This is a genomic window from Psychrobacter urativorans, from assembly GCF_001298525.1.
GTDB classification, from domain to species: Bacteria; Pseudomonadota; Gammaproteobacteria; order Pseudomonadales; family Moraxellaceae; genus Psychrobacter; species Psychrobacter urativorans_A.
Genome location: NZ_CP012678.1, coordinates 1186691 through 1207608, shown reverse-complemented (window position 1 = coordinate 1207608; position 20918 = coordinate 1186691). Strand labels below are relative to the sequence as shown.

Annotated in this window: 19 protein-coding genes; 7 read left to right on the top strand and 12 right to left on the bottom strand. The window is 42.2% G+C overall.

The genetic code is table 11. The features are described 5' to 3' along the window. Nucleotides 1-37: 37 nt before the first annotated feature. The 7 genes from AOC03_RS12845 to rdgB all read right to left on the bottom strand — a co-directional run bounded on the left by AOC03_RS12845 (nt 38) and on the right by rdgB (nt 7395). The gene (locus tag AOC03_RS12845; RefSeq protein WP_227514294.1) at nt 38-505 is read right to left on the bottom strand and encodes a c-type cytochrome; all 468 of its coding nucleotides are present in this window, start codon (nt 503-505) and stop codon (nt 38-40) included. Nucleotides 506-535: 30 nt separating this feature from the next. Then, nucleotides 536-1027: a hypothetical protein gene (locus AOC03_RS12840; RefSeq protein WP_227514293.1), complete on the bottom strand. Its 492-nt coding sequence runs from the start codon at nt 1025-1027 to the stop codon at nt 536-538. A 311-nt stretch (nt 1028-1338) separates the two neighbouring features. Further along, nucleotides 1339-2292: an SDR family NAD(P)-dependent oxidoreductase gene (locus AOC03_RS05220; protein ID WP_062536510.1), complete on the bottom strand. Its 954-nt coding sequence runs from the start codon at nt 2290-2292 to the stop codon at nt 1339-1341. A 386-nt stretch (nt 2293-2678) separates the two neighbouring features. Then, on the bottom strand, nt 2679-3989 hold the full coding sequence (clpX, locus tag AOC03_RS05215; RefSeq protein WP_062533954.1) for an ATP-dependent protease ATP-binding subunit ClpX: 1311 nt from the start codon (nt 3987-3989) through the stop codon (nt 2679-2681). A gap of 115 nt (nt 3990-4104) precedes the next feature. After that, nucleotides 4105-4719: an ATP-dependent Clp endopeptidase proteolytic subunit ClpP gene (gene clpP / locus AOC03_RS05210; protein WP_062536508.1), complete on the bottom strand. Its 615-nt coding sequence runs from the start codon at nt 4717-4719 to the stop codon at nt 4105-4107. 421 nt (nt 4720-5140) lie between these two features. Then, on the bottom strand, nt 5141-6484 hold the full coding sequence (gene tig, locus AOC03_RS05205; RefSeq protein WP_062533952.1) for a trigger factor: 1344 nt from the start codon (nt 6482-6484) through the stop codon (nt 5141-5143). Nucleotides 6485-6738: 254 nt separating this feature from the next. Then, the gene (gene rdgB, locus AOC03_RS05200) at nt 6739-7395 is read right to left on the bottom strand and encodes an RdgB/HAM1 family non-canonical purine NTP pyrophosphatase (RefSeq protein WP_062533950.1); all 657 of its coding nucleotides are present in this window, start codon (nt 7393-7395) and stop codon (nt 6739-6741) included. A 516-nt stretch (nt 7396-7911) separates the two neighbouring features. Between rdgB and AOC03_RS05195 the strand changes: the two genes are divergently transcribed. Next, entirely contained in the window at nt 7912-8541 is a 630-nt protein-coding gene (locus AOC03_RS05195) for a superoxide dismutase (protein ID WP_062533947.1), read from the top strand. Nucleotides 8542-8653: 112 nt separating this feature from the next. On the opposite strand, the gene AOC03_RS05190 is transcribed toward AOC03_RS05195, so the two are convergent. The 4 genes from AOC03_RS05190 to AOC03_RS05175 form a co-directional block, all read right to left on the bottom strand. Then, entirely contained in the window at nt 8654-9598 is a 945-nt protein-coding gene (locus tag AOC03_RS05190) for a hypothetical protein (RefSeq protein ID WP_062533945.1), read from the bottom strand. Nucleotides 9599-9645: 47 nt separating this feature from the next. Next, nucleotides 9646-10470, bottom strand: a complete 825-nt coding sequence (locus tag AOC03_RS05185) for a DUF72 domain-containing protein (protein WP_062533943.1) — start codon at nt 10468-10470, stop codon at nt 9646-9648. A gap of 24 nt (nt 10471-10494) precedes the next feature. Then, the gene (locus AOC03_RS05180; RefSeq protein WP_062533941.1) at nt 10495-10905 is read right to left on the bottom strand and encodes a diacylglycerol kinase; all 411 of its coding nucleotides are present in this window, start codon (nt 10903-10905) and stop codon (nt 10495-10497) included. 68 nt (nt 10906-10973) lie between these two features. Beyond that, complete coding sequence (locus AOC03_RS05175) at nt 10974-11996, bottom strand: polyprenyl synthetase family protein (protein WP_062533939.1); 1023 nt, start codon at nt 11994-11996, stop codon at nt 10974-10976. A 579-nt stretch (nt 11997-12575) separates the two neighbouring features. Here AOC03_RS05175 and fadB point away from each other — a divergent pair. From fadB to AOC03_RS05160, 3 genes are all read left to right on the top strand, one after another. Continuing rightward, entirely contained in the window at nt 12576-14735 is a 2160-nt protein-coding gene (fadB, locus tag AOC03_RS05170) for a fatty acid oxidation complex subunit alpha FadB (RefSeq protein ID WP_062533937.1), read from the top strand. A 158-nt stretch (nt 14736-14893) separates the two neighbouring features. Beyond that, the gene (gene fadA, locus AOC03_RS05165; RefSeq protein WP_062533935.1) at nt 14894-16066 is read left to right on the top strand and encodes an acetyl-CoA C-acyltransferase FadA; all 1173 of its coding nucleotides are present in this window, start codon (nt 14894-14896) and stop codon (nt 16064-16066) included. A gap of 303 nt (nt 16067-16369) precedes the next feature. Continuing rightward, nucleotides 16370-16945 (top strand): isochorismatase family protein, encoded by a 576-nt coding sequence (locus tag AOC03_RS05160; protein WP_062533933.1) that lies wholly within the window; start codon nt 16370-16372, stop codon nt 16943-16945. 119 nt (nt 16946-17064) lie between these two features. Here AOC03_RS05160 and asd read toward each other — a convergent pair whose 3' ends face one another. After that, nucleotides 17065-17901 (bottom strand): archaetidylserine decarboxylase, encoded by an 837-nt coding sequence (gene asd / locus AOC03_RS05155; RefSeq protein ID WP_062533931.1) that lies wholly within the window; start codon nt 17899-17901, stop codon nt 17065-17067. Between the two features lie 134 nt (nt 17902-18035). On the opposite strand from asd, the gene dtd reads away from it, so the two are divergent. The 3 genes from dtd to phoR all read left to right on the top strand — a co-directional run bounded on the left by dtd (nt 18036) and on the right by phoR (nt 20873). Next, nucleotides 18036-18491, top strand: a complete 456-nt coding sequence (gene dtd, locus AOC03_RS05150; protein WP_062533929.1) for a D-aminoacyl-tRNA deacylase — start codon at nt 18036-18038, stop codon at nt 18489-18491. Nucleotides 18492-18666: 175 nt separating this feature from the next. Then, nucleotides 18667-19371 carry a phosphate regulon transcriptional regulator PhoB gene (phoB, locus tag AOC03_RS05145; protein ID WP_062533927.1) on the top strand — a complete coding sequence of 235 codons (705 nt, stop codon included), beginning with the start codon at nt 18667-18669 and terminating at the stop codon, nt 19369-19371. Nucleotides 19372-19496: 125 nt separating this feature from the next. Beyond that, entirely contained in the window at nt 19497-20873 is a 1377-nt protein-coding gene (gene phoR / locus AOC03_RS05140; protein ID WP_227514292.1) for a phosphate regulon sensor histidine kinase PhoR, read from the top strand. The last annotated feature ends 45 nt before the right edge of the window (nt 20874-20918 follow it).

The following is a 20918-nucleotide window of genomic DNA, read 5'->3' as shown; positions in this document are numbered from 1 at the left end:
TTTTTAATCATAAAAGTTTAGCCTTTAAGTCTTAAGACTAGCGACGTACGTCTTTAGGCGCATCACCATTCGGCCAATCTTTATCTTTATTGGCTTTGACAGGACGCGGTAAATGAGTGAAGTATTGAGCGATATCAACAGCTTCTTGATCCGTTAGCGTATTGCCTTGACCAAAGGGCATTTTACCTTTAATAAAGGCGGCAGCAGTATAGGTACGTGCCATGCCCGCGCCATCATTGAATGATTTATCGCCTGCGACCGCGGGATAGATATAGTCGCCATCGTCTTTATATTGCCCTTCGCCATTTGCGCCATGACAAACGCTACATTTCTCCGCAAATAGTTTTTTACCATTGTCCGTATTTGGCTCTAATGTTTTATCAATTTTAACAAAACCACGACCTTCAGGCGACACGCCAAATGGCATATCTTGTGACAACCAACTCATATAAGAAACCATGGCGTTCATGTCATCTGAGCCGAGTTCTAACGCTTTACCATTCATAGAACGCTCAAAGCAGCCATTGATGCGCTGTTATATCACGTTCACGCGACCTGCTCGTGAACGATAAACGGGATAAATACTGGTCATATTATTCCAAGGTGCGGCATAGGCTTCGGAACCGTTACCTAAGTGACAGCTAGTACAGTTAAGCTGATTGCCCACATTATTTGGCAATTCTTTATAGGTATGATTGGCGATTTGTAAACCACGTTTTACGGCTGCACCATACTCATCATCAGGAATGGTAGATATATCTGGCATCTTGATAGCAGGTTTGGCGCTAGCGTTGGTTGATGCTGAACCGTCTGCAGCAGGGGCGGCTTCTGTAGCAGCGGGCATATTGCCTTTGAGCGCAGCGGCACGGGCTTCAAGTTCCTGTACTCGAGCAAGCGATGCCGCTTCGTCCACACGGTCAACGGCTTTTGTATCTTTATCGCTGCTACAGCCAGTAATAGCGACTGCACTGATTGCAAAAATAGCGGCCATAAGGACAGAAGGCTTGGCTGATGAAATAGCTTTCATTGGCATATCCTTATTATAAAAATAATATGTGAATTTGTATTTATGTGCTATTTTAATCGGCATAATGTCTGTACTGAATTAAAAATATAGCCAAAAATAGTAGAGTGTTAAATACCTAGTAAGATATCAGTAACATTAGTATATCAAATGCCTTATCATAAAATGCTATCAAACTTAATTTAAGTGTTAAATCACGTCAATAAACGCTAAAAAATAAGATAAGCCAGCCAAACGCTCTACAGATGCTAAAAGGCGCTTAAACATCATTTATGTTTAAGCGCCTTTTATATTTACCGCCAAGTATAAAGTTTTTAGGATATGACACTAGAGGTAACCGCGTGAGTGTTATTAGAGTATATATGCTTGCGCTTGCGTGATAGCTTAGTAGCACAATGAAGAATGGTATTGTAATGCGCGGGAAAAATACGCTGTACGGCATCGAGGATTTTAGCATCATGACCAATTAAACAACGGGGTTGATTGCTCGCTACTGCCTGTAGCATAATCCAAGCAGCATCAGCGGCATCAAATTTTAAAAATTTGTTAAAGTTATTAATTGCTGTGCTGCCAGTGTGCATGCCAAGGTCACTTAAGCTGTCATTCCCGCGCGCACTGTTGGCGATATTGGTTTTTATGCCACCAGGGTGAATGCAGGTTGCAGAAACCCCGCAGCGTTGTATGTCCAGCTCTTGACGCAGGCTTTCAGTAAAACCACGCACCGCAAATTTACTGGCATTATAAGCGGATTGTGAGGGTTGCGCGGTCAAACCAAATATGCTTGAAATATTAATAATATGACCATGCTCTTGATGGTTGCTCAGCTTATTATCTGTGGTTGTTTCCGTATTCGCGCTGCTTTTTTTGACACTGTTTTTAATCAGCGGTAAAAATGCTTTGGTGCCGTAAACCACACCCCAAAAATTAATATCCATCACCCATTCAAGCTCGCTAATATTGCTCCCTTCAACGGTTGAATAAAACGCCACACCCGCATTATTAAAGATAAAGTTTACTTTACCATGAGCTGCCATCACGCTATTCGCCCACGCATTAACAGCATCTTTATCAGCGACATCCAGCACCGTAGTCGTCACCTTAATATCGTAGCCAATGAGTAATGCTTGCGTTTTCTCAAGCTGCTCAGCATTGATATCAGATAATGCCAAATGACAGCCGATTTTGGCTAAATGGCAAGCCAGTTCGCGACCCATACCCGAGCCTGCACCCGTAATGGCGGCGACATGATTGGCATAGTACGAGGTCATATTTTGATGCTGATGAGAGTTTAGAGAAGGGGTGTTTGACGTAAAAGGCAAGTGCTTACGCAGGGCGGCGGTCATCGCGGTCATGGCAGTCATCATAATAAACAGTCCTTTGTATCATTAGTGGTGAGCGATTACGCTTACCTTAGCATAATTTAATACCTGCCCTGAGGGCTATTGATAGACGAGACCGCCATTAGTAAAATATGATTATGAAAATGTCATTATAAAAACGTTACTATAAGAAAGTTATTTCACCAATGCTAATTTATGAGCGACATTTTATATCTGTTGGTTTGATAAATCATAAATGCGTAGACAAAAAAATAGCGTCTTAGCACGATGATGCTAGACGCTATTTTTTTAATCAACCCAATAATAATCAGGGCTTATAATTCTACTGCTACTTGTGCGGCATCATCTGTAGAAGATACGATCGCAGGAGCTTTACCTTCATTGATAACGGCCTCATCGACAGTCACCAATTTAGCATTTTCCATTGACGGCAGCTCATACATGGTATCAAGCAGTACATTTTCAACGATAGAGCGCAAACCACGTGCACCCGTTTTGCGTGCCATGGCTTTTTTAGCAATTGCGTCGAGGGCTTCTTTAGTAAAGACAATTTCCGCGCCTTCCATATCGAACAGATATTTATATTGCTTCACGAGCGCGTTTTTAGGCTCGGTCAATATCTGCACCAGTGCCGCTTCATCCAATTCTTCTAGCGCAGCAAGTACCGGCAGACGACCAATCAATTCTGGAATCAGACCAAATTTGATTAAATCTTCAGGCTCAACTTGTTGTAGCAAATCTGAACTGCGCTTACTGTCATCTTTTGAGCTGACATCAGCGTTGAAGCCAATACCGGTTTTTTCAGTACGCTGCTGAATCACTTTATCAAGACCGGCAAACGCACCACCAACGATGATAAGAATATTGCTGGTATCAACTTGAATCAGCTCTTGCTGTGGATGCTTACGACCACCGTGCGGTGGAATAGCAGCAACTGTACCTTCGATCAGTTTAAGCAAGGCTTGCTGAACGCCTTCGCCTGAAACGTCACGCGTGATAGACGGGTTATCACCTTTTTTACTGATTTTATCAATCTCATCGATATAGATGATACCTTGCTCCGCTTTGCTTACGTCATAGTCTGACGCTTGCAGTAGCTTTTGCACGATATTTTCGACGTCTTCACCCACGTAACCGGCTTCGGTCAACGTTGTGGCATCAGCCATAGCAAAAGGCACATCAAGCAAACGCGCTAAGGTTTGTGCGAGTAATGTTTTACCAGAACCCGTTGGTCCAATCAGCAAAATATTGCTTTTTGACAATTCAACCATTGCGTCATCTGCACCAATTTTGGCTTTTTTACGGTCATTAGCAAAGGTTTGGCTGACTTTTAGGCGTTTATAATGATTATAAACCGCAACGGCTAAGGCTTTTTTAGCAGCATCTTGTCCGATGACATATTCATCAAGTTTGGCGCGCAATTGCTTTGGTGTGGGCAGTTTTTTGTTGATCCATGAGGTATCAAGCTCACCATCATCATCACTATCGGCACTATCCGCAATCAGATCTGTACACAGCTCGATACATTCATTACAGATATTAGCATCGTCAGCAGCGATGAGCTGTTTGACTTCGCTTTTAGCTTTGCCACAAAACGAGCACTGCGGGGTGTTATCTTCTGCCATACAAAGGCACTCCTAAAATTTAAAGCTTACAAATAGTTTGACGAGTCTCGTCATTATTAAGTGACTAAATGATTAAGTGGCTAAATTAAGTCACTTAGCATTCCTCACCTAGCGCTTATAAAGAGGCTGGACGACGCTCTAATACGGCATCAACCAAACCATAATCTTTAGCGGCTTGTGCACTCATAAAGTTATCGCGATCGGTATCTTTGTCTAAACGCTCGATAGGCTGACCGGTATGCTCAGCAAGCAAGCGATTTAATTTAGCTTTTAGCTCAATAATTTCGCGTGCATGAATTTCGATATCTGACGCTTGACCACGGAAACCGCCCAATGGTTGGTGAATCATCACGCGTGAATTGGCAAGGGCGTAGCGTTTGCCTTTCGCACCGGCAGACAATAAGAATGAACCCATTGATGCGGCTTGACCCAAGCAAATAGTAGAAACGTCAGGTTTGATAAAGTTCATAGTGTCATAAATCGCCATACCTGCGGTCACAACGCCACCGGGCGAGTTGATATATAAATGAATGTCTTTATCTGGGTTTTCAGCTTCCAAAAATAATAACTGGGCAACGATTAGATTTGCCATATTATCTTCGACTTCACCGGTCAAAAAGATAACGCGTTCACGTAATAGGCGTGAGAAAATATCAAATGAACGTTCACCGCGTGAAGATTGCTCAACAACCATCGGAACTAAGGCGTTGCGCGCGTTTTGTGCACCCATCAAGGTATCAAAATGCGGGTTAGAGGTGATGCGGTCATAATCAGTCATAGAACTATCCTATAAATAAAGGCGTAAAGAAAAAGTATGAAAATCAGTTCGTAGTACCAAGCTTTGCGTTAATAACCACTCAACAATGCTAATTTTCAATCATATTAAGAAAATATTGCGAAAAATAATGGTAGTAATAGTAACTTTTTTAAGGGCTTAATAGTAAGGTTTTAATGTGACAAATAATAAATGATTCCCTATTTATAAGGCGTCTGCGCTCATTTATCAAGGGGTGAGCGTCTAACGGGCATTTTTATTATCAATTATTATCAATTATTATCAATAAATAGGAATTGCCAATAAAAATGCCCTAACAAGAGTTGTTAGGGCATTTTTTACATGGTTCTAATCAATAGCCCGAAAGGCTACAGTATTACATAGCTTGCTGTTGTTGTTGCTGAGCAGCAAGAAGGTCTTGATAGCTCACTTCTTTATCAGTGACTTTACCTTGCTCAATCAGATAATCAACCACTTGGTCTTCTAAAACCACAGACTCAATGTTAGCGCGCTGCTGTTTATCATTGGTGTAATATTCGATCACTTCAGCTGGATCTTCGTAGTTCTCTGACGCTTCTTTAATGAAGGTTTCAACGCGTGCTTGGTCAACTTCTAGACCTTTGGTGTCGATAACACGAGCAACGATGATGCCAAGACGGGCAGCACGTAGCGCTTGTTCTTCGAACAGCTCATTTGGCAGCATACCTTTATCAAAGCTGTCTGCGCTTGAGCCGAACTGCTGTGAAAAACGTTGCATCATCATGCTGCGTTGACGGTCAATTTCTTGCTCTAACATCGCGCTTGGTACGTCAAATTCGTTCTTTTCTAACAACGCATCAAAAGTCGCTTGTTTTACTTGGCTACGCGCTGCGTTTTTGATTTCGCGTTCCATGTTTTTACGCACGTCTTCTTTTAGTTTTTCAACGCCGCCTTCTTTCACACCGAACAATGCTAAGAACTCTTCGTTGATTTCAGGCAACTGTGATTTTTCAACCAATTTTACATTGATTTTGAATTGAGCCGCTTTACCAGCCAATTCTTCAGCTTGATATTCTGCAGGGAAAGTCACATCGATGACTTTTTCTTCGCCAGCTTTCATACCTTTGATGCCATCTTCAAAACCAGGAATCATCTGGTTGCTACCGATAACCAATTTGAAGTCTTCAGCAGAGCCGCCTTCAAATTTTTCGCCGTCGATTGAGCCTTCAAAGTCAAAAGTAACTTGATTACCTTTATCGGCTTTACCTTTTTTCTCAACAAATTCTTCACGTTGCTTTTGTAAGTTTTCAATCATCGTATCAACGTCTGCATCGTTAACCGTTGCAGTATGACGCTCAACTTCGATTTCATTGATACCTTGAACATCAACTTCTGGGAAGATTTCAACGGTTGCTTGATAGACTAGGAAGTCGTCTTCAAGTTTAACATCGTCGATATTAGGCATGCCAACGGCGCGGATGTCTTCAGCTTTAATCGCTTCAAAAACAGTATCGCGAATCACGTCATTGATCACTTCTTGTTGAATACCAGCACCGTATTGGGCGCGGATATGCGACATAGGTACGTTACCTTTACGGAAACCATCAATTTTAGCCGTTTTAGCGACTTGACGAATACGACCTTCGACTTTGTTTTGAATTTTTTCGACAGGTACTTTAACGGTCAGCTGAGTTTCTTTATTAGACAGCTTGTTGGTCGTGATTTGTAAATCTGTAGCCATGTTGATTACACCTTTAGGATTGAAATAGCTGGCAATCATGCGCGCAAATGTGGGCGGTCAGCCGATTGCCATGGAATGAATAGGGTATTTTAATAAAATTTTAAAAGTATGCCAGTATAATCTATCTCTTAATTAAAGTAAAAATTATCTGTTTTAGGCAATAGAGTGACATTATGGCGATAATTAACCTTTATAACGACTATTAATAGGCTGATAAAGAGTATTAAGCTCGTACCCATTAACAGAATGAATGACTATAATTGCGCTAATAACTGACGAATGGCTTGCCCGCGATGACTAACGAGGTTTTTATCCGCAGCGCTTAAACTGGCGGCAGTGGCTTGCAACTCTGGTAACCAAAATAGCGGATCATAACCAAAACCACCATCGCCATGTGGCTGCTCTAAAATCTCACCATGCCATAAACCTTGCGCGATAATTGGTAAGGGGTCATAGGCATGACGTACCATCGCTAGTACGCAGACAAATAACCCTTCGATAGGTATATCAGATTGCTGAGCACGGATAGGCTGCAAGTCAGCAATAAGTTTGTCATTGTTCAGCGTATCATTGCCATGGTCACCGGCGTAACGCGCTGAGTAAATCCCCGGTGCATTACCCAATACTGGCACGCACAGTCCTGAATCATCGGCAATAGCAGGCTTGCCGCTGATACGGCTGGCATGACGCGCTTTAATAATGGCATTTTCAACAAAGCTTAGACCGTCTTCAACTGCATCTCCAATATCAAGTTGACCTTGAGGAATAATGTTCACATCTAAATTAGCTTCCGCAAATAGCCTTTTAAACTCCGCTAATTTGCCTTTATTATTACTGGCAAGTACCCAGTCATTGTGGTTTAAATGATTTTTTGCATGGTCCAAAGACGTTTCAGATTGAGCGTGGTTCATAAGATAAGTCCATGATTAAAATGAATTATTGCAGATATTGATGAGTAAATACTAGGTAAAATAGCACTAGGATAGGGAGCTTGCTCGCATGGTATTAATATGATATCAATAAGCCACTATTCACGCTTATGCTTATAGCGACCGTATTAATTGCAAACTAATCCGCCTTATAACATTCAGTAACGGATATTGCCCGTAAATTTTGCTATAATAGGCGGTAAGCTACAGTGAATTATAGCTTATCAGTTGTGTATTTAAAATTAACAATAGCTTAAAAATAGTTATTCGATTACTTTATAAATACATGACTTTGTGCAATAGCGCATCAAGCGATAACCTTCATTAACAACAAACTCAGCCAATTTAGCCTAATAATTTGCGGTCATAAGTTTAAACCCTACTTAAGAATATCGCGTTAACATTTGCGTTGTCTTTAAGTTTTGAGGGTAGCAGATTGAAGACTGCTGTATGACTGAAAAAAAATATGAAAGGCTAATCTAGCAAGGATAAAATAATATGTCACAGATTACTCTACCAGAATTACCGTACGCAAAAAACGCACTTGAGCCGTACATCAGTGCTGAAACGTTAGAATTTCACCATGATAAACATCATGCTGCGTATGTAAACAAATTGAATGAATTGCTACCTGGTTCTGGTCTAGAAGACAAAACGTTGTCAGAAATCATCGTAGCGACTGCTAAAGATGACAGCAAACAAGGTATGTTCAACCAAGCAGCGCAAGTATGGAACCACACGTTCTATTGGAACTGCATGACGCCTACCAATGGCGGCGGCGAACCTACTGGCGATCTAAAAGGCAAAATCGAAGAAGCCTTTGGTAGCTATGATAAATTCCGTGAAGAGTTCAAAAACGCGGCAATGACTCAGTTTGGTTCTGGTTGGGCTTGGCTAGTTGCTGATAAAGTTGGCGGCACACTATCAATCGCTAAAACAGCTAATGCTGATACGCCATTAGCACATGGTCAAGTAGCTGTATTGACTTGTGATGTGTGGGAACATGCGTACTATATCGACTATCGTAACCGTCGTCCTGAGTATGTTGATACGTTCCTAGACAAACTAGTGAACTGGGACTACGCAAATGCAAAATATCAAGGTCAAGATGCTGGCGTTGAAGCGTAAGCTTTAAACAATAAGTATTTGATTTGAAAAAGGACGCTGAGAGGCGTCCTTTTTTTGTTTATTTGCTTTGAAATACTGTTTAGATAATTTGCTTGCAAAATCATATTATCGTTTAGTTATTTTCGTTATTAATCTTAATAACTTTAAAGTTTGGTACCGAAGCAAAGCTTTTTAGGTGTTTTAATATATCGCTAGCTAGACGATTAGATAGACCTATAATCATAGTGGTTTCACTACTATCAAGTTGGTTAGAAGTTATAATTGAGTATGAGTTACTATGTATCAGTGAGCTAGTATAATCATAAATAAAGCTATAGAGTTCACTCAACTCAACCGCAGCAGCTTTTTCTTTCCAATTACGTGAATCTCTTAGTTCTTTCTCTACCTTACTTAATTGATTCTTACAGTCAAAATAACTATTAAAATCCTTATCCTTCATTAGAGTCTTTTTGATTTCTTCCCATTCATTAGCGATTTCATTATGTCTAGCCTCAGTTTGAGCCAAATATTTTTGAATATTATGTCTTTGAAAACCAATACCGTTGAATGAAAGTGCATCTAGAAATAAAGATATTTCTTCATCTATTCCATCATATAGTTTTTCAATATTTGCAAAGTTTTCTTTAATCTCATCAGGATTATTAGTGTTAGGCTGTAATTTTGCTTTTTCAAGCTCTAGTCTATCCAGTCGTGTTAAATCGACCTGTATGTATCTAATCAAGCTCTCTGATTTTGTAAGCTGACTTTGGTATATTGCATAATATACCTTGTATTTATATGAGTCTTCTTGGTTTAAAAGGCGTGTATTAACACATGTCTCAAATAGGAAGCGCAGATTAGCGACTAAGGTTATAGTTGATGTGGTATTTCCATGAATTTCATCTAAACATCTTTCGAAAGCATCAATATATTTAATGGTTAAAAATTTACTGATTTGACAGCATGGGGAAATATTTATCAAAGATCTGATATTGCTTATTCTTTCATTATTTTTGTCAATTACAGTTTGACGTCGTGAGTTGAGAAATTCATCTAAACCGTCTGAATAGTTAAACACATAAAATCCTTTTAATTACTTAATTTCATTGACAATTTAATATCTGATTAAAGCACCTCAAACCCAAACTCACCCAATGCCTCCCTCAGCATCGCAATATTATAAAACGCATGCGCATTCACCGTATTTTGAAAGAAAATATATAACGTATCAAAGTGCTGCCGCTGATTGGCAATCGCTTGCGCCCAGTCCTGCATTTCCGCCTCACTATAGCGATAATCATGCCGATCACTAGCGCTCATCGCATCCCACCAATTTAGATTATTGCCATGCATACGCAGATAGCCAGTGCGCTGAGTGAATAGCAATCGTGATGGCGGTAAACCATGCACTTTTGGATAATCAACGCTACACCAAATTAGACCTTGCTCGACAAAGCTATCGACCACTTGTGGCGTGTGCCAGCTGGCATGCCGAAATTCTACCGCCAATGGATAACCTTTAAACCAACTAACGAGATTGGCTAAATACAGGCGATTATCGCGAGTACGATCAAATCCATGCGGGAACTGTAATAATAATGGCGCTAGCGCATTGGCTTCGATGAGTGGAGTTAGAGCGGTAATAAATGCTTGCGCGTGTTCAGGAGTGCCGCGACGGGCATGAGTAAAGTCTTGATGGAGCTTGACGGCAAACTGCAATTTACTGCCCGCTTGCACGTACGCTTTATCAATCATCCCTGCGAATGCTTTTTGACCAATAGGCGCGTAAAAGGTGCTATTGATTTCTACCGCGCCGTATTGCTTGGCGTATTCACGTAAGAAGTCGGTTTTTTTGGTACCAGTCGGATATAGCGTGCCGAGTAAATCGGTATCGCTATAACCGCCCGTACCCATATAAATGTGCGGGGTGGCAGGTAATGACGGATTCATGGCTCAAACCTCGGCATAACATAGTTAATATAAAGACCATAATGCCATGAGCCATAAAATAAACAACAGCGTTAACGCCAAAAATTGCGCGGCAGAACCGACGTCTTTACCAATTTTCGCTAGCGGATGCTGCTCTGTAGAGGTGTGGTCGATACTGGCTTCGATACCTGTGTTAAATAGCTCAACGATAAGCGATAAAAACGACGCGAGAATTAGCATCATCTTTATATTCAGGGCAAAAGGTATGAATATAATTGCAATCAATAAGACGAGACTGAGCCAACATACTTGCCGAAATGCCGCTTCATATTTGTAAGCCGCTTTAAATCCATCGGCAGAGTAGCCCGCGGCTTTAATAATACGCTTAACGCCAGTTTTACCTTTTAAATTACTGGCGAAATTGTCATCAGAACTGGGTGGGTTGATATTGCTCATGTTGTGCTCTTAATTATAGTGAGGAATAGGTGACAATTTAATGGGTAGCCCGCTGAACGTTCGGATTATTATTTTTTCCGTGCCCACAACCAATCCGCCAATTCAATGAGCGTATTCTCAGTGCCAAACGAGGGTTTAAGAACATCTTTCGCGGTTTGAAATAAAGTCTTGGCATAGTCACTTGCTGCATCAACGCCCATTAATTTGACGTAAGTAGATTTATCCAACTTTTCATCGCTACCGGCAGGCTTACCTAAGTCATCAGTGCTTGCCGTGACGTCTAAAATGTCATCTTGCACTTGGAATGCAAGACCAATATGTTGCGCACAGTCTTGCAATGCGATGCGTTGTTGGGCAGTTGCTTGTGCACAAATACCGCCCATTAATACTGCTGCTTCAATTAATGCGCCTGTCTTATCACGGTGAATGGCTTCTAACTCATCTTGGGTAATGTTGCTTGTGGCTTCGGCATTGATATCGAGCATTTGTCCTGCCACCATCCGCCGTGCACGCGGTGCGAATATGGCTAATAACTGACTGGTTATCTGCTCATCATAGGACGCAAACGTCGGAATTTCTGCGGTTAATACTTCAAACGCAAGCGTCTGCAACACATCACCTGCCAATAAAGCCGTGGCTTCATCAAACACAATATGTGCCGTTGGCTGCCCACGTCTTAGCTCGTCATCGTCCATACATGGCAAATCGTCATGTACCAATGAATAAGTGTGCAGCAGCTCCACCGCCAATGCCGCGCGTCGACACATATCGTAGCGAATATCAGCGTCTAGCAATTCATTTAACTTATCTAAGTCCTCTGTCTCAGCTTCTGCTTCTATGTCGCTCACATCTCCATTACGTAAATCGCTATTACTGCTATTGACACTCACAAAGCTACTAGCGACCAATAAGGGACGAACCAGTTTTCCTTGACCTGTCATCACATAACGGCAGGCGTCAACCAACGGGCTTGGCAACTCTGCATAAGCAAATAGCGCCTCAATATCTTGCGCCAACTGCGCACGCAAGGCGTGATGAAAGGTGTCAAAAGTGCTAAAAGGAACGAAGCGCGGAGCAACAGAAACAGTCATAACCCAACCATTTATCAGGTGAATAATAAAAATAGCGTTAGTGTAGCATGATAGCGCAGAGGGCTTATAGACCCACGCGAGCCGCTATTTACTTTGGTTACGTATTGATGATTTAACTTGTCATCTGAATGTGGTTTGATGAATGGGGTGGTGGGCTATAAAAACCTTAATAAAAGATGTTATTACAAAAATGATAACCGCTGGCTAAAGCACAATGGCAGCAAGGTAAATGCCTGCCATTGATTTAATAGTGACTTATGAGTCCGATTTTAGCTTGTGACAGTCAGGGGCATAATCCCCTACACTGACTGACTTTAAGCCACTGACGTCAAAACCGTTAAAGGACTTAAATCAAATAGAAATGACTATTTTAATATAACAACGATGCGCCATGCCAATGAGCGCTGAATAATAAAGACATCAATGCTGCCTCATTTAATAGGCTATTTATAGTGATGAATCAGCTTGCAAAACGGCAGTGTTATTACTCATTTTACTTTTAAAACATAGCTTTTATGACATTGCTCTTAAAAAACAGCTTTTAAAAAACAGCTTTTAAAACATAGAAAGGAGTTTCAAATGGTATATCAAGGAAATCGCATTACGGTCAGCATGCTAGAAGACGGCATCGCCAATATGCAATACAACGCCGAAAACGAGAGCGTGAACAAGTTCGATGCCGAAACTAACAAACAGTTTGAAGAAGTGGTGAGTGCCTTAGAGCAAGCCGATGATGTGAAAGGCTTGATTGTTACTTCTAGCAAAGGCGTGTTTATCGCTGGAGCGGATATCACCGAATTTGTTGCTTCTTTTAAGCAGCGAGAAGCTGAGATTAAAGAGTGGCTGCTTGGTATCAATGATGTCTTTAATCGTTTTGAAGATTTGCCATTTCCTAAAGTTGCGGCAATCAATGGTGCAGCGTTAGGCGGTGGTTGTGAGATGACCTTGGTGTGTGAATATCGCGTCATGAGCGACAAGGCAATCATTGGTCTACCTGAAACCCAACTGGGTATTTTCCCCGGTTTTGGTGGTACGGTTCGTACGACACGCGTGATTGGTATTGATAATGCGCTTGAGCTTATCGCCACGGGAACGCCTAAAAAAGCACCTGATGCCCTAAAAATAGGCTTGGTTGATGCAACGGTTGCGCCTGAAGAATTACAAGATGCCGCCATTGATTTGGTCAAAAAATGTATTTCAGGTGAACTTAATTGGCAAGCTAAACGTCAAGAAAAACTCAATCCGGTGAAGCTAAACCCACTTGAACAAACGATGGCATTTAGTAGCGCGAAAGCGATGATTTTTGCGAAAGCCAATCCTAAACAATATCCTGCGCCCGCCCTTGCGATTGCGGCAATGGAAAAACACGTTAATTTGCCCCGTGATCAAGCCATTGAAGTCGAAGCTGCCGGTTTTGCCAAAGCGGCTAAAACGCCACAAGCAGAAAGCTTGGTTGGTCTGTTCTTAAACGACCAATTGGTTAAAAAACTCGCCAAAAAACACAGTAAATTGGCACACGAAATTAATGAGGCGGCAGTACTTGGCGCGGGCATTATGGGCGGCGGTATCGCTTATCAAGCAGCCAGTAAAGGCTTGCCGATTATCATGAAAGATATTAAGTCTGAGCAGCTAGAGTTGGGCATGGGTGAAGCCAGTAAATTGCTTGCCAAAATGGTCGATCTCGGAAAAATGACTGCTACTGATATGGGCAAAACGTTAAGTCGTATTCGTCCAACCTTAAACTATGGCGACTTTGGTGAAACTGATATCGTCATTGAAGCGGTAGTTGAAAATCCAAACGTTAAACGTGCGGTACTCAAAGAAGTCGAAGGCTTGGTTAAAGACGATTGTATCTTGGCATCAAATACCTCGACGATTTCGATTACTTATTTAGCCGAAGCACTGGCACGTCCAGAAAACTTCGTCGGTATGCATTTTTTTAACCCTGTGCATAAAATGCCACTCGTTGAAGTGATTCGCGGTAAAAAATCCTCTGAAGAAGCCATTGCCACCACCGTTGCTTTAGCCACCAAAATGGGTAAAGTGCCAGTTGTTGTTAATGATTGCCCCGGTTTCTTAGTCAACCGTGTCTTATTTCCATACTTTGGCGCGTTTGATTTATTATTGAAACAAGGCGCTGATTTCGTTCATATTGATAAAGTCATGGAAAAATTTGGCTGGCCTATGGGTCCGGCATATTTAATTGACGTGGTTGGTTTAGATACTGGCGTGCATGGCGCAGAAGTGATGGCAGAAGGCTATCCCGACCGTATGAAGCCAGATTATAAAGGCGCGATTGAGCATCTGTATGAAAACAAACGCTTGGGTCAAAAAAATGGCGTTGGTTTCTATAAGTATGAAATGGACAAACGCGGCAAACCACAAAAAGTAGCTGATGACACCACTTATGCACTCTTAAAAGACACCACTGATAGCGACGCGCAGACCTTTGATGACCAAGCGATTATTGACCGCATGATGCTGGCGTTCTGTAATGAAACGGTTCGTTGCTTAGAAGATAACATCGTCAGTACACCATCTGAGGCAGATATGGCGATGATTATGGGCGTTGGTTTCCCACCATTCCGTGGCGGACCGTGTCGTTATATCGACCAAATGGGTTTAAATAACTATTTAGCGCTATGTGAAAAATACGCAGACCTTGGCAAAGCTTATGAAGCGCCGCAAAAGATTCGTGATATGGCGGCGGCAGGCGAGACCTTTTACCCAACCGCGTAATGAGCTGTCATTAATAGGATGAAGCGCAGTCCACAGATTTATTAACGGTTGCTGATTATTTAATTACTTATTTAATTACTTATTTATTTAATGATTAATAAACCCTAATAAGTATTGCTGTACTGCCACTGACAATAAAAAATTGAAAGGAAGATAATATGACAATTTTAAGTCCAAAAGATGTGGTCATCGTCGATGGCGTGCGCTCAGCAATGGGTAAATCTAAAAATGGTATGTTCCGCCATGTGCGTGCGGATAGCATGTCGGCTGACTTGGTGCGCGCGCTCGTTGAGCGTAACGACTTTGACCCACGTGATGTTGAAGATATTATTTGGGGTTGTGTCAATCAAACCTTAGAACAAGGCTTAAATATCGGTCGTAATATTGGTCTGCTTGCGGATATTCCAAAGACGACGGGTGGTCAAACGGTTAATCGTCTGTGCGGCTCATCCATGCAGGCGCTACATACGGCAGCTGCGCAAATCATGACCAATCAAGGTGATACCTTTATTATTGGCGGTGTTGAGCACATGGGTCATGTCGGCATGATGCATGGCGTCGACCTCAATCCCGAAGCCTCTAAGCACTATGCCAAAGCCTCAAATATGATGGGCTTAACCGCTGAAATGCTTGGGCGTATGAATAATATCAGCCGCGAAGAGCAAGATGCGTTTGGTCTTGAGTCGCATCGCCGCGCTTGGGCAGCCACGCTAGAAGGTCGTTTTGACAATGAAATCATCGGTATTGAAGGTCATGATGCCCTTGGTCGCTTGCAACTGTGTACTGTCGATGAAGTGATTCGTCCCGATGCGACAATGGAACAAATGCAGAAATTGCGTCCGGCGTTTGATCCAGTTAATGGCACAGTAACGGCAGCTACTTCATCAGCGCTATCTGACGGCGCGTCAGCAATGCTCATCATGAGCGCGCAAAAAGCCAAAGAATTGGGTCTAAAACCACGTGCCCGTATTCGCAGCATGGCAATTGCGGGTTGTGATGCCGCTATTATGGGTTACGGTCCAGTTCCTGCCACCCAAAAAGCACTGAAACGTGCAGGCATGAGCATCGATGACATGCAAACCATCGAGCTAAACGAAGCCTTTGCTGCACAGAGCTTAGCAGTTATCAAAACCTTGGGATTAAGTGATAAGCAAGATATCATTAATATCAATGGCGGCGCAATTGCGCTCGGTCATCCGCTTGGTTGTTCAGGCGCCCGTATCACCGTCACTTTGCTTAACGCGATGGAGCAAATGGATACTGAAATTGGTCTTGCCACCATGTGTATTGGTTTGGGTCAAGGTATCGCTACAATTATTGAGCGCGTGTAAAGGTTCAATTACTCAATAATTTAATACTACAGTCATAAAATTATTCATGAAAAAGACCCAGTTATTAAAGCTGGGTTTTTTTATAGCTACTTGATATGAGTATATTAAGAGACACGCATTAAGAACAAAGCATATAAATGGTGACGAGACAAGATGGGCGTTGACGCGCTGAACAAAATATGACTAAATGAGAGGGCGCAATCTATTAGGATACCAATGATAAAAAAGCGTTTTGCTAACCTATAACGTCTAATAAAAGACAGTTTTGGATTGCCAATTTGGCAGCCGTACAAGGAGTGTGCTATGTCGACCATGATTTCTGATAAAACTTACCGTATTGCCCGCGAGAATACCCAAGCGATGATTATTGACGTCCAAGAACGTCTGACTCCGCACATTTATGACCATGAAAATATCGTTAAAAAAATCATCACTTTGGTAAAAGGTCTGCAAGCGCTTGATGTGCCGATTATGCTTAATGAGCAATATAAAAAAGGCTTGGGTGATACCTTACCTGAGATTAAAGAATTATTAGAAGATAGCAATGCTAAAAGCTTTGAAAAAGTAACCTTTAGCGCTTGTGATACCGATGAATCATGGCATTATCTAGCGCAGCAGAATCGCGGTATTGTTTTACTTTGCGGGGTTGAGACCCATGTTTGTGTGCTCCAAACTGCGCTTGATTTATTAGACAATGGTATGCAGCCAGTTATCATTGCCGATGCCGTTGGCTCACGTTTTCCGTATGATAAAAAACTTGCCCTGCGCCGTATCCGCCGTGCCGGTGGCGTGATTACGACCGTTGAAACTATCTTGTTCGAGCTATGCCGTAGTAGCGCTGACCCTGCCTTTAAAACCATTAGCAATTTGATTAAATAGCAGTAAAACGGTTGGTGTCGTAAATGCCGATATCGTAAATGCTGGTATCATAAATACAGCCGCTAATCACTTAATATTAGCGGCTGTATTTTTAGTATTTTTTATTTATAACGAGCGTTTTAGTCAGCGTTTGCGATGCCTAATAATTGCCCCATTTGCACCGTAGTATTGGCAGTCATACTATCCTGCCAGTCTGTTTTTGCCGCTTTTGGGAGTACGACAATTGCGGTTGAGCCCAAATAAAAACGTCCTAGCTCATCGCCTTTAGCAAAGCTCATATCGTGCGCTTGCTCTTGAATCTCATCGGTACGGACAATCTTACCAGTCGCTGCTGTCTCGATACCAGCGACAATCATCGCCCCAACCATAACCACTGCTGCTTTGCCATATTCGGTATCGAACAGACAGACCAAACGCTCATTGCGTGCAAATAAGTCCGGAATATTTTCAGCAGTGGTATTATTCACCGAAAATAAAGTACCGGGAACGTAGCGAGTGGTTGTCAACGTTCCGGCAAACGGCATATGCACGCGGTGGTAATTGCTGGGTGCCAGATAAACCGTCGCAAAGCTGCCATCCGCAAAATAGCTGCCATCTTCGTTATTGGCAAGTAGTTGCCCGATATCATAATCGCGACCTTTGGCTTGCAGCAATTTATGATGACGTAGCTGTCCAAGCTGTGATATGACGCCATCGGCAGGACTAACAATGCCGTGCGTGGTGCTATCAATTGCACGCGCATCTTCTTTTAGCTCACGGGTAAAAAAGTCGTTAAAGCTCTCATAAGCATTTAGGCTTTGACGTTCATATTCGTCTAATTTAACATCGTACGCTTTGGCAAAAGTGCGAATAAAAGCACGTTTTACCAGTGGATGACGGCTGGCTGCCAAGCGTCCAGCGGCTTTACTGAGCTGTTGCTGCGGTACAAATTGCTGGATAGTGGTAAATAAATTCATAACAAGGCTACCAAAATAATTATTAGCATTAGAAAATGTGACTAAAGTGAGTCAGGAATGGTGATATTTTATCATGGTCAGCCACTGTCTGTATGACCATAATCTATAAACGTAATTTACAAAGGAGACAATCAGTGAAAGCACTTATTCAACGGGTGAGCTGTGCCAGTGTGACGGTCGATAGCCACTGCGTTGGAGCGATTGAGCACGGTATATTGGCATATATTGGACTTGGGCATGAGGATAATTTACAAAGTGCGCAACGCATGATTGATAAAATTCTCACCTATCGTATTTTTGAAAACAATACTGACCCTGCTAAAGCTGGCAAGCTTGACCAAAACGTTCAGCAAGTCGACGGTGGACTGTTATTGGTATCGCAATTTACCTTAATGGCAAATACCAATAATGGTCGTCGTCCTGACTTTGGTGGGGCAATGCAACCTGATGCGGCGCAAGCCCTTTTTGCTGAGCTTATTACTTATGCAAAAACTCAGTATCCTAATGTGGCAAGCGGTGAGTTTGGTGCAGATATGCAGGTTGAGAGTATCAATAATGGACCGCTGAATTTTTTGTTAGAAGTGAATTAATCTTAAAAAATAAATTAACCTTAAATTGTCATTAAGCCGTCATAAAGAAGTCGTTTAATAAGAGGATAGTAGCGAGCACCTATCGCTGCTTTTTTATACACACATATTTTTGAATATTAATAGCTTTTTCTACTCTAATGTTTTTTAAACCCTAACAATAAGGCTGTCATGTCATATGCATAATGAGCTGATTTTAATCGTTGAAGATGAACCTGCGATCAGTGAGATGATCGTCATGACGTTGGAGATGGCAGGATTTGAATGCTTACAGGCTGCTGATATACCGGAGGCGCATCAACAAGTGGTTGATCATCGTCCTGCCTTAATTTTATTAGATTGGATGTTACCCGGTCAAAAAAGTGGCATTGATTTTTGCCGAATGCTCAAAAAAGATGAGCTGCTCTCTGAAATCCCCGTCATCATGCTCACGGCAAAAAGTGAGGAAGACAATAAGGTTTTCGGGCTTGATGCGGGTGTTGATGACTATATTACCAAGCCTTTTTCGACGCGCGAGTTGGTATCGAGAATCAAAGCGGTGCTGCGTCGTAGTAATGCCCTTAGTGCCGATAAGCCTATCGAAGTCGGCAATCTAAGCTTAGATGCTAAAAGCCAGCGGGTGACGGCGGATAGCAAAACCGTTGAGCTCGGTCCCACAGAATACCGACTACTGGCATTTTTTATGAGCCATCCTGAGCGTGCTTACACCCGAGCCCAGTTATTAGATCAGGTTTGGGGCAGTAATGTATATATTGAAGACCGCACCATTGATGTGCACATTCGCCGCTTGCGTAAACTGCTGCAACCTTATGATTGTGACACCTTGATTCAAACTGTTCGTGGTACGGGCTATCGATTCTCGAATATCATGCAACCAGAATAACGAGGGCGTGATAACTTAGAGGATTGATAATCCAAGGCGTAATAACAACGCAAAAAACGTCATTAATAATAAAAAGGATAGAAGTAAAATGCTGCTACTATCTAGCATAAATACGGTATATGAATATGATGACGCCTGAGAATAAGAACCGCCACCCAGTATCACGCTATGCGCTATTGTGGGCAGATATCCGTTGGCTGCTGTTGTGGTTAATTGCGGGGATAATAGTGGGTTTAATGACCTCGCACCTATTAGCAAGCCTCGTTGGCGCGTTACTCTTGTATAGCTTGTGGCGTATGTATAGCTTGCAGCGCTTTAATGAGTGGATTAATAAACCGAGCCATACACCACCACCGGATAAATTAGGTGGTTTTAGCCTCGTCGCCAATAAGCTTTATCAAACGCGCCAACAAGAACAAAAGGCGCAACAAAAAGTGATGGGACTGGTCAAAAAAATCCGAAGCTCAATGAAAGCGCTTCAAGATGCGGTGATTTTGCTGAACGATAAAGATGAGTTAGAGTGGTGGAATCAAGCAGCGGAAGATTTATTGGTCATTAGCTCAACCGATCAAGGGATAAGTATTTTTAATTTCATTACCGCCCCTGAGTTTCGACGCTATTGCCAGACCATGACAACTCCTAATGACGGCTTGCATATCGCCTCATGGCAAGATTCCAAGCGTTATCTGAAGTGTGAGCTGACGCATTTTGATGGCGAAAAATTACTGATTATCCATGATGTCACGCGTTTGCAGCATTTAGAGCAAATGCGCCGTGATTTTGTTGCCAATGTCTCGCATGAACTACGAACGCCATTGACCGTGCTGATGGGCTATCTTGAGAATTTTTCTGATCAGCCCGATATGCCCGTACATTGGCAGCGTGGTATGCAACTGATGACCCAGCAGACCGCGCGTATGAATCGCATTGTGAATGATTTATTACTACTCTCGCGCATTGAAATCGAAGAAACGCATGAGTTACGTGATATTGATATGACTAAGCTGCTCAAACATATCTACGATGATGCCAAGGTTTATAACCAAGAATATGAGCATACGATCAGCTTAGATATCAATACCGATGATGGCTTATATGGCTCAGAGATGTACTTAAATAGTGCGTTATCCAATCTCGTTATCAATGCGATTAAATATACGCCAAAGGGTGGCAACATTGCTATCAGCTGGAGTAAAACGCCTGATGGTTGTCTTTTTGCGGTCAGTGATGACGGTATTGGTATTGCCCAACAGCATATAGACCGTTTAACCGAGCGCTTTTATCGGGTAGATAGTGGTCGCAGTCGAGCTACGGGCGGTACGGGATTAGGGCTGGCGATTGTTAAACACGTCCTGTATCAGCATGGGGTTAATTTACATATTGAGTCGGTAGAGGGTGAGGGGTCGACCTTTAGCGCCTTATTTCCGCCTGAGCATGTTCGAGCTGCGCCTATAAATACCGCGTTAAATGCCATATCAGATAAAGTATTGGATACTCTGTAACATGTTAAGGTGTTAAAACTATTCTGGGGTTTGTAATTGTTGGCT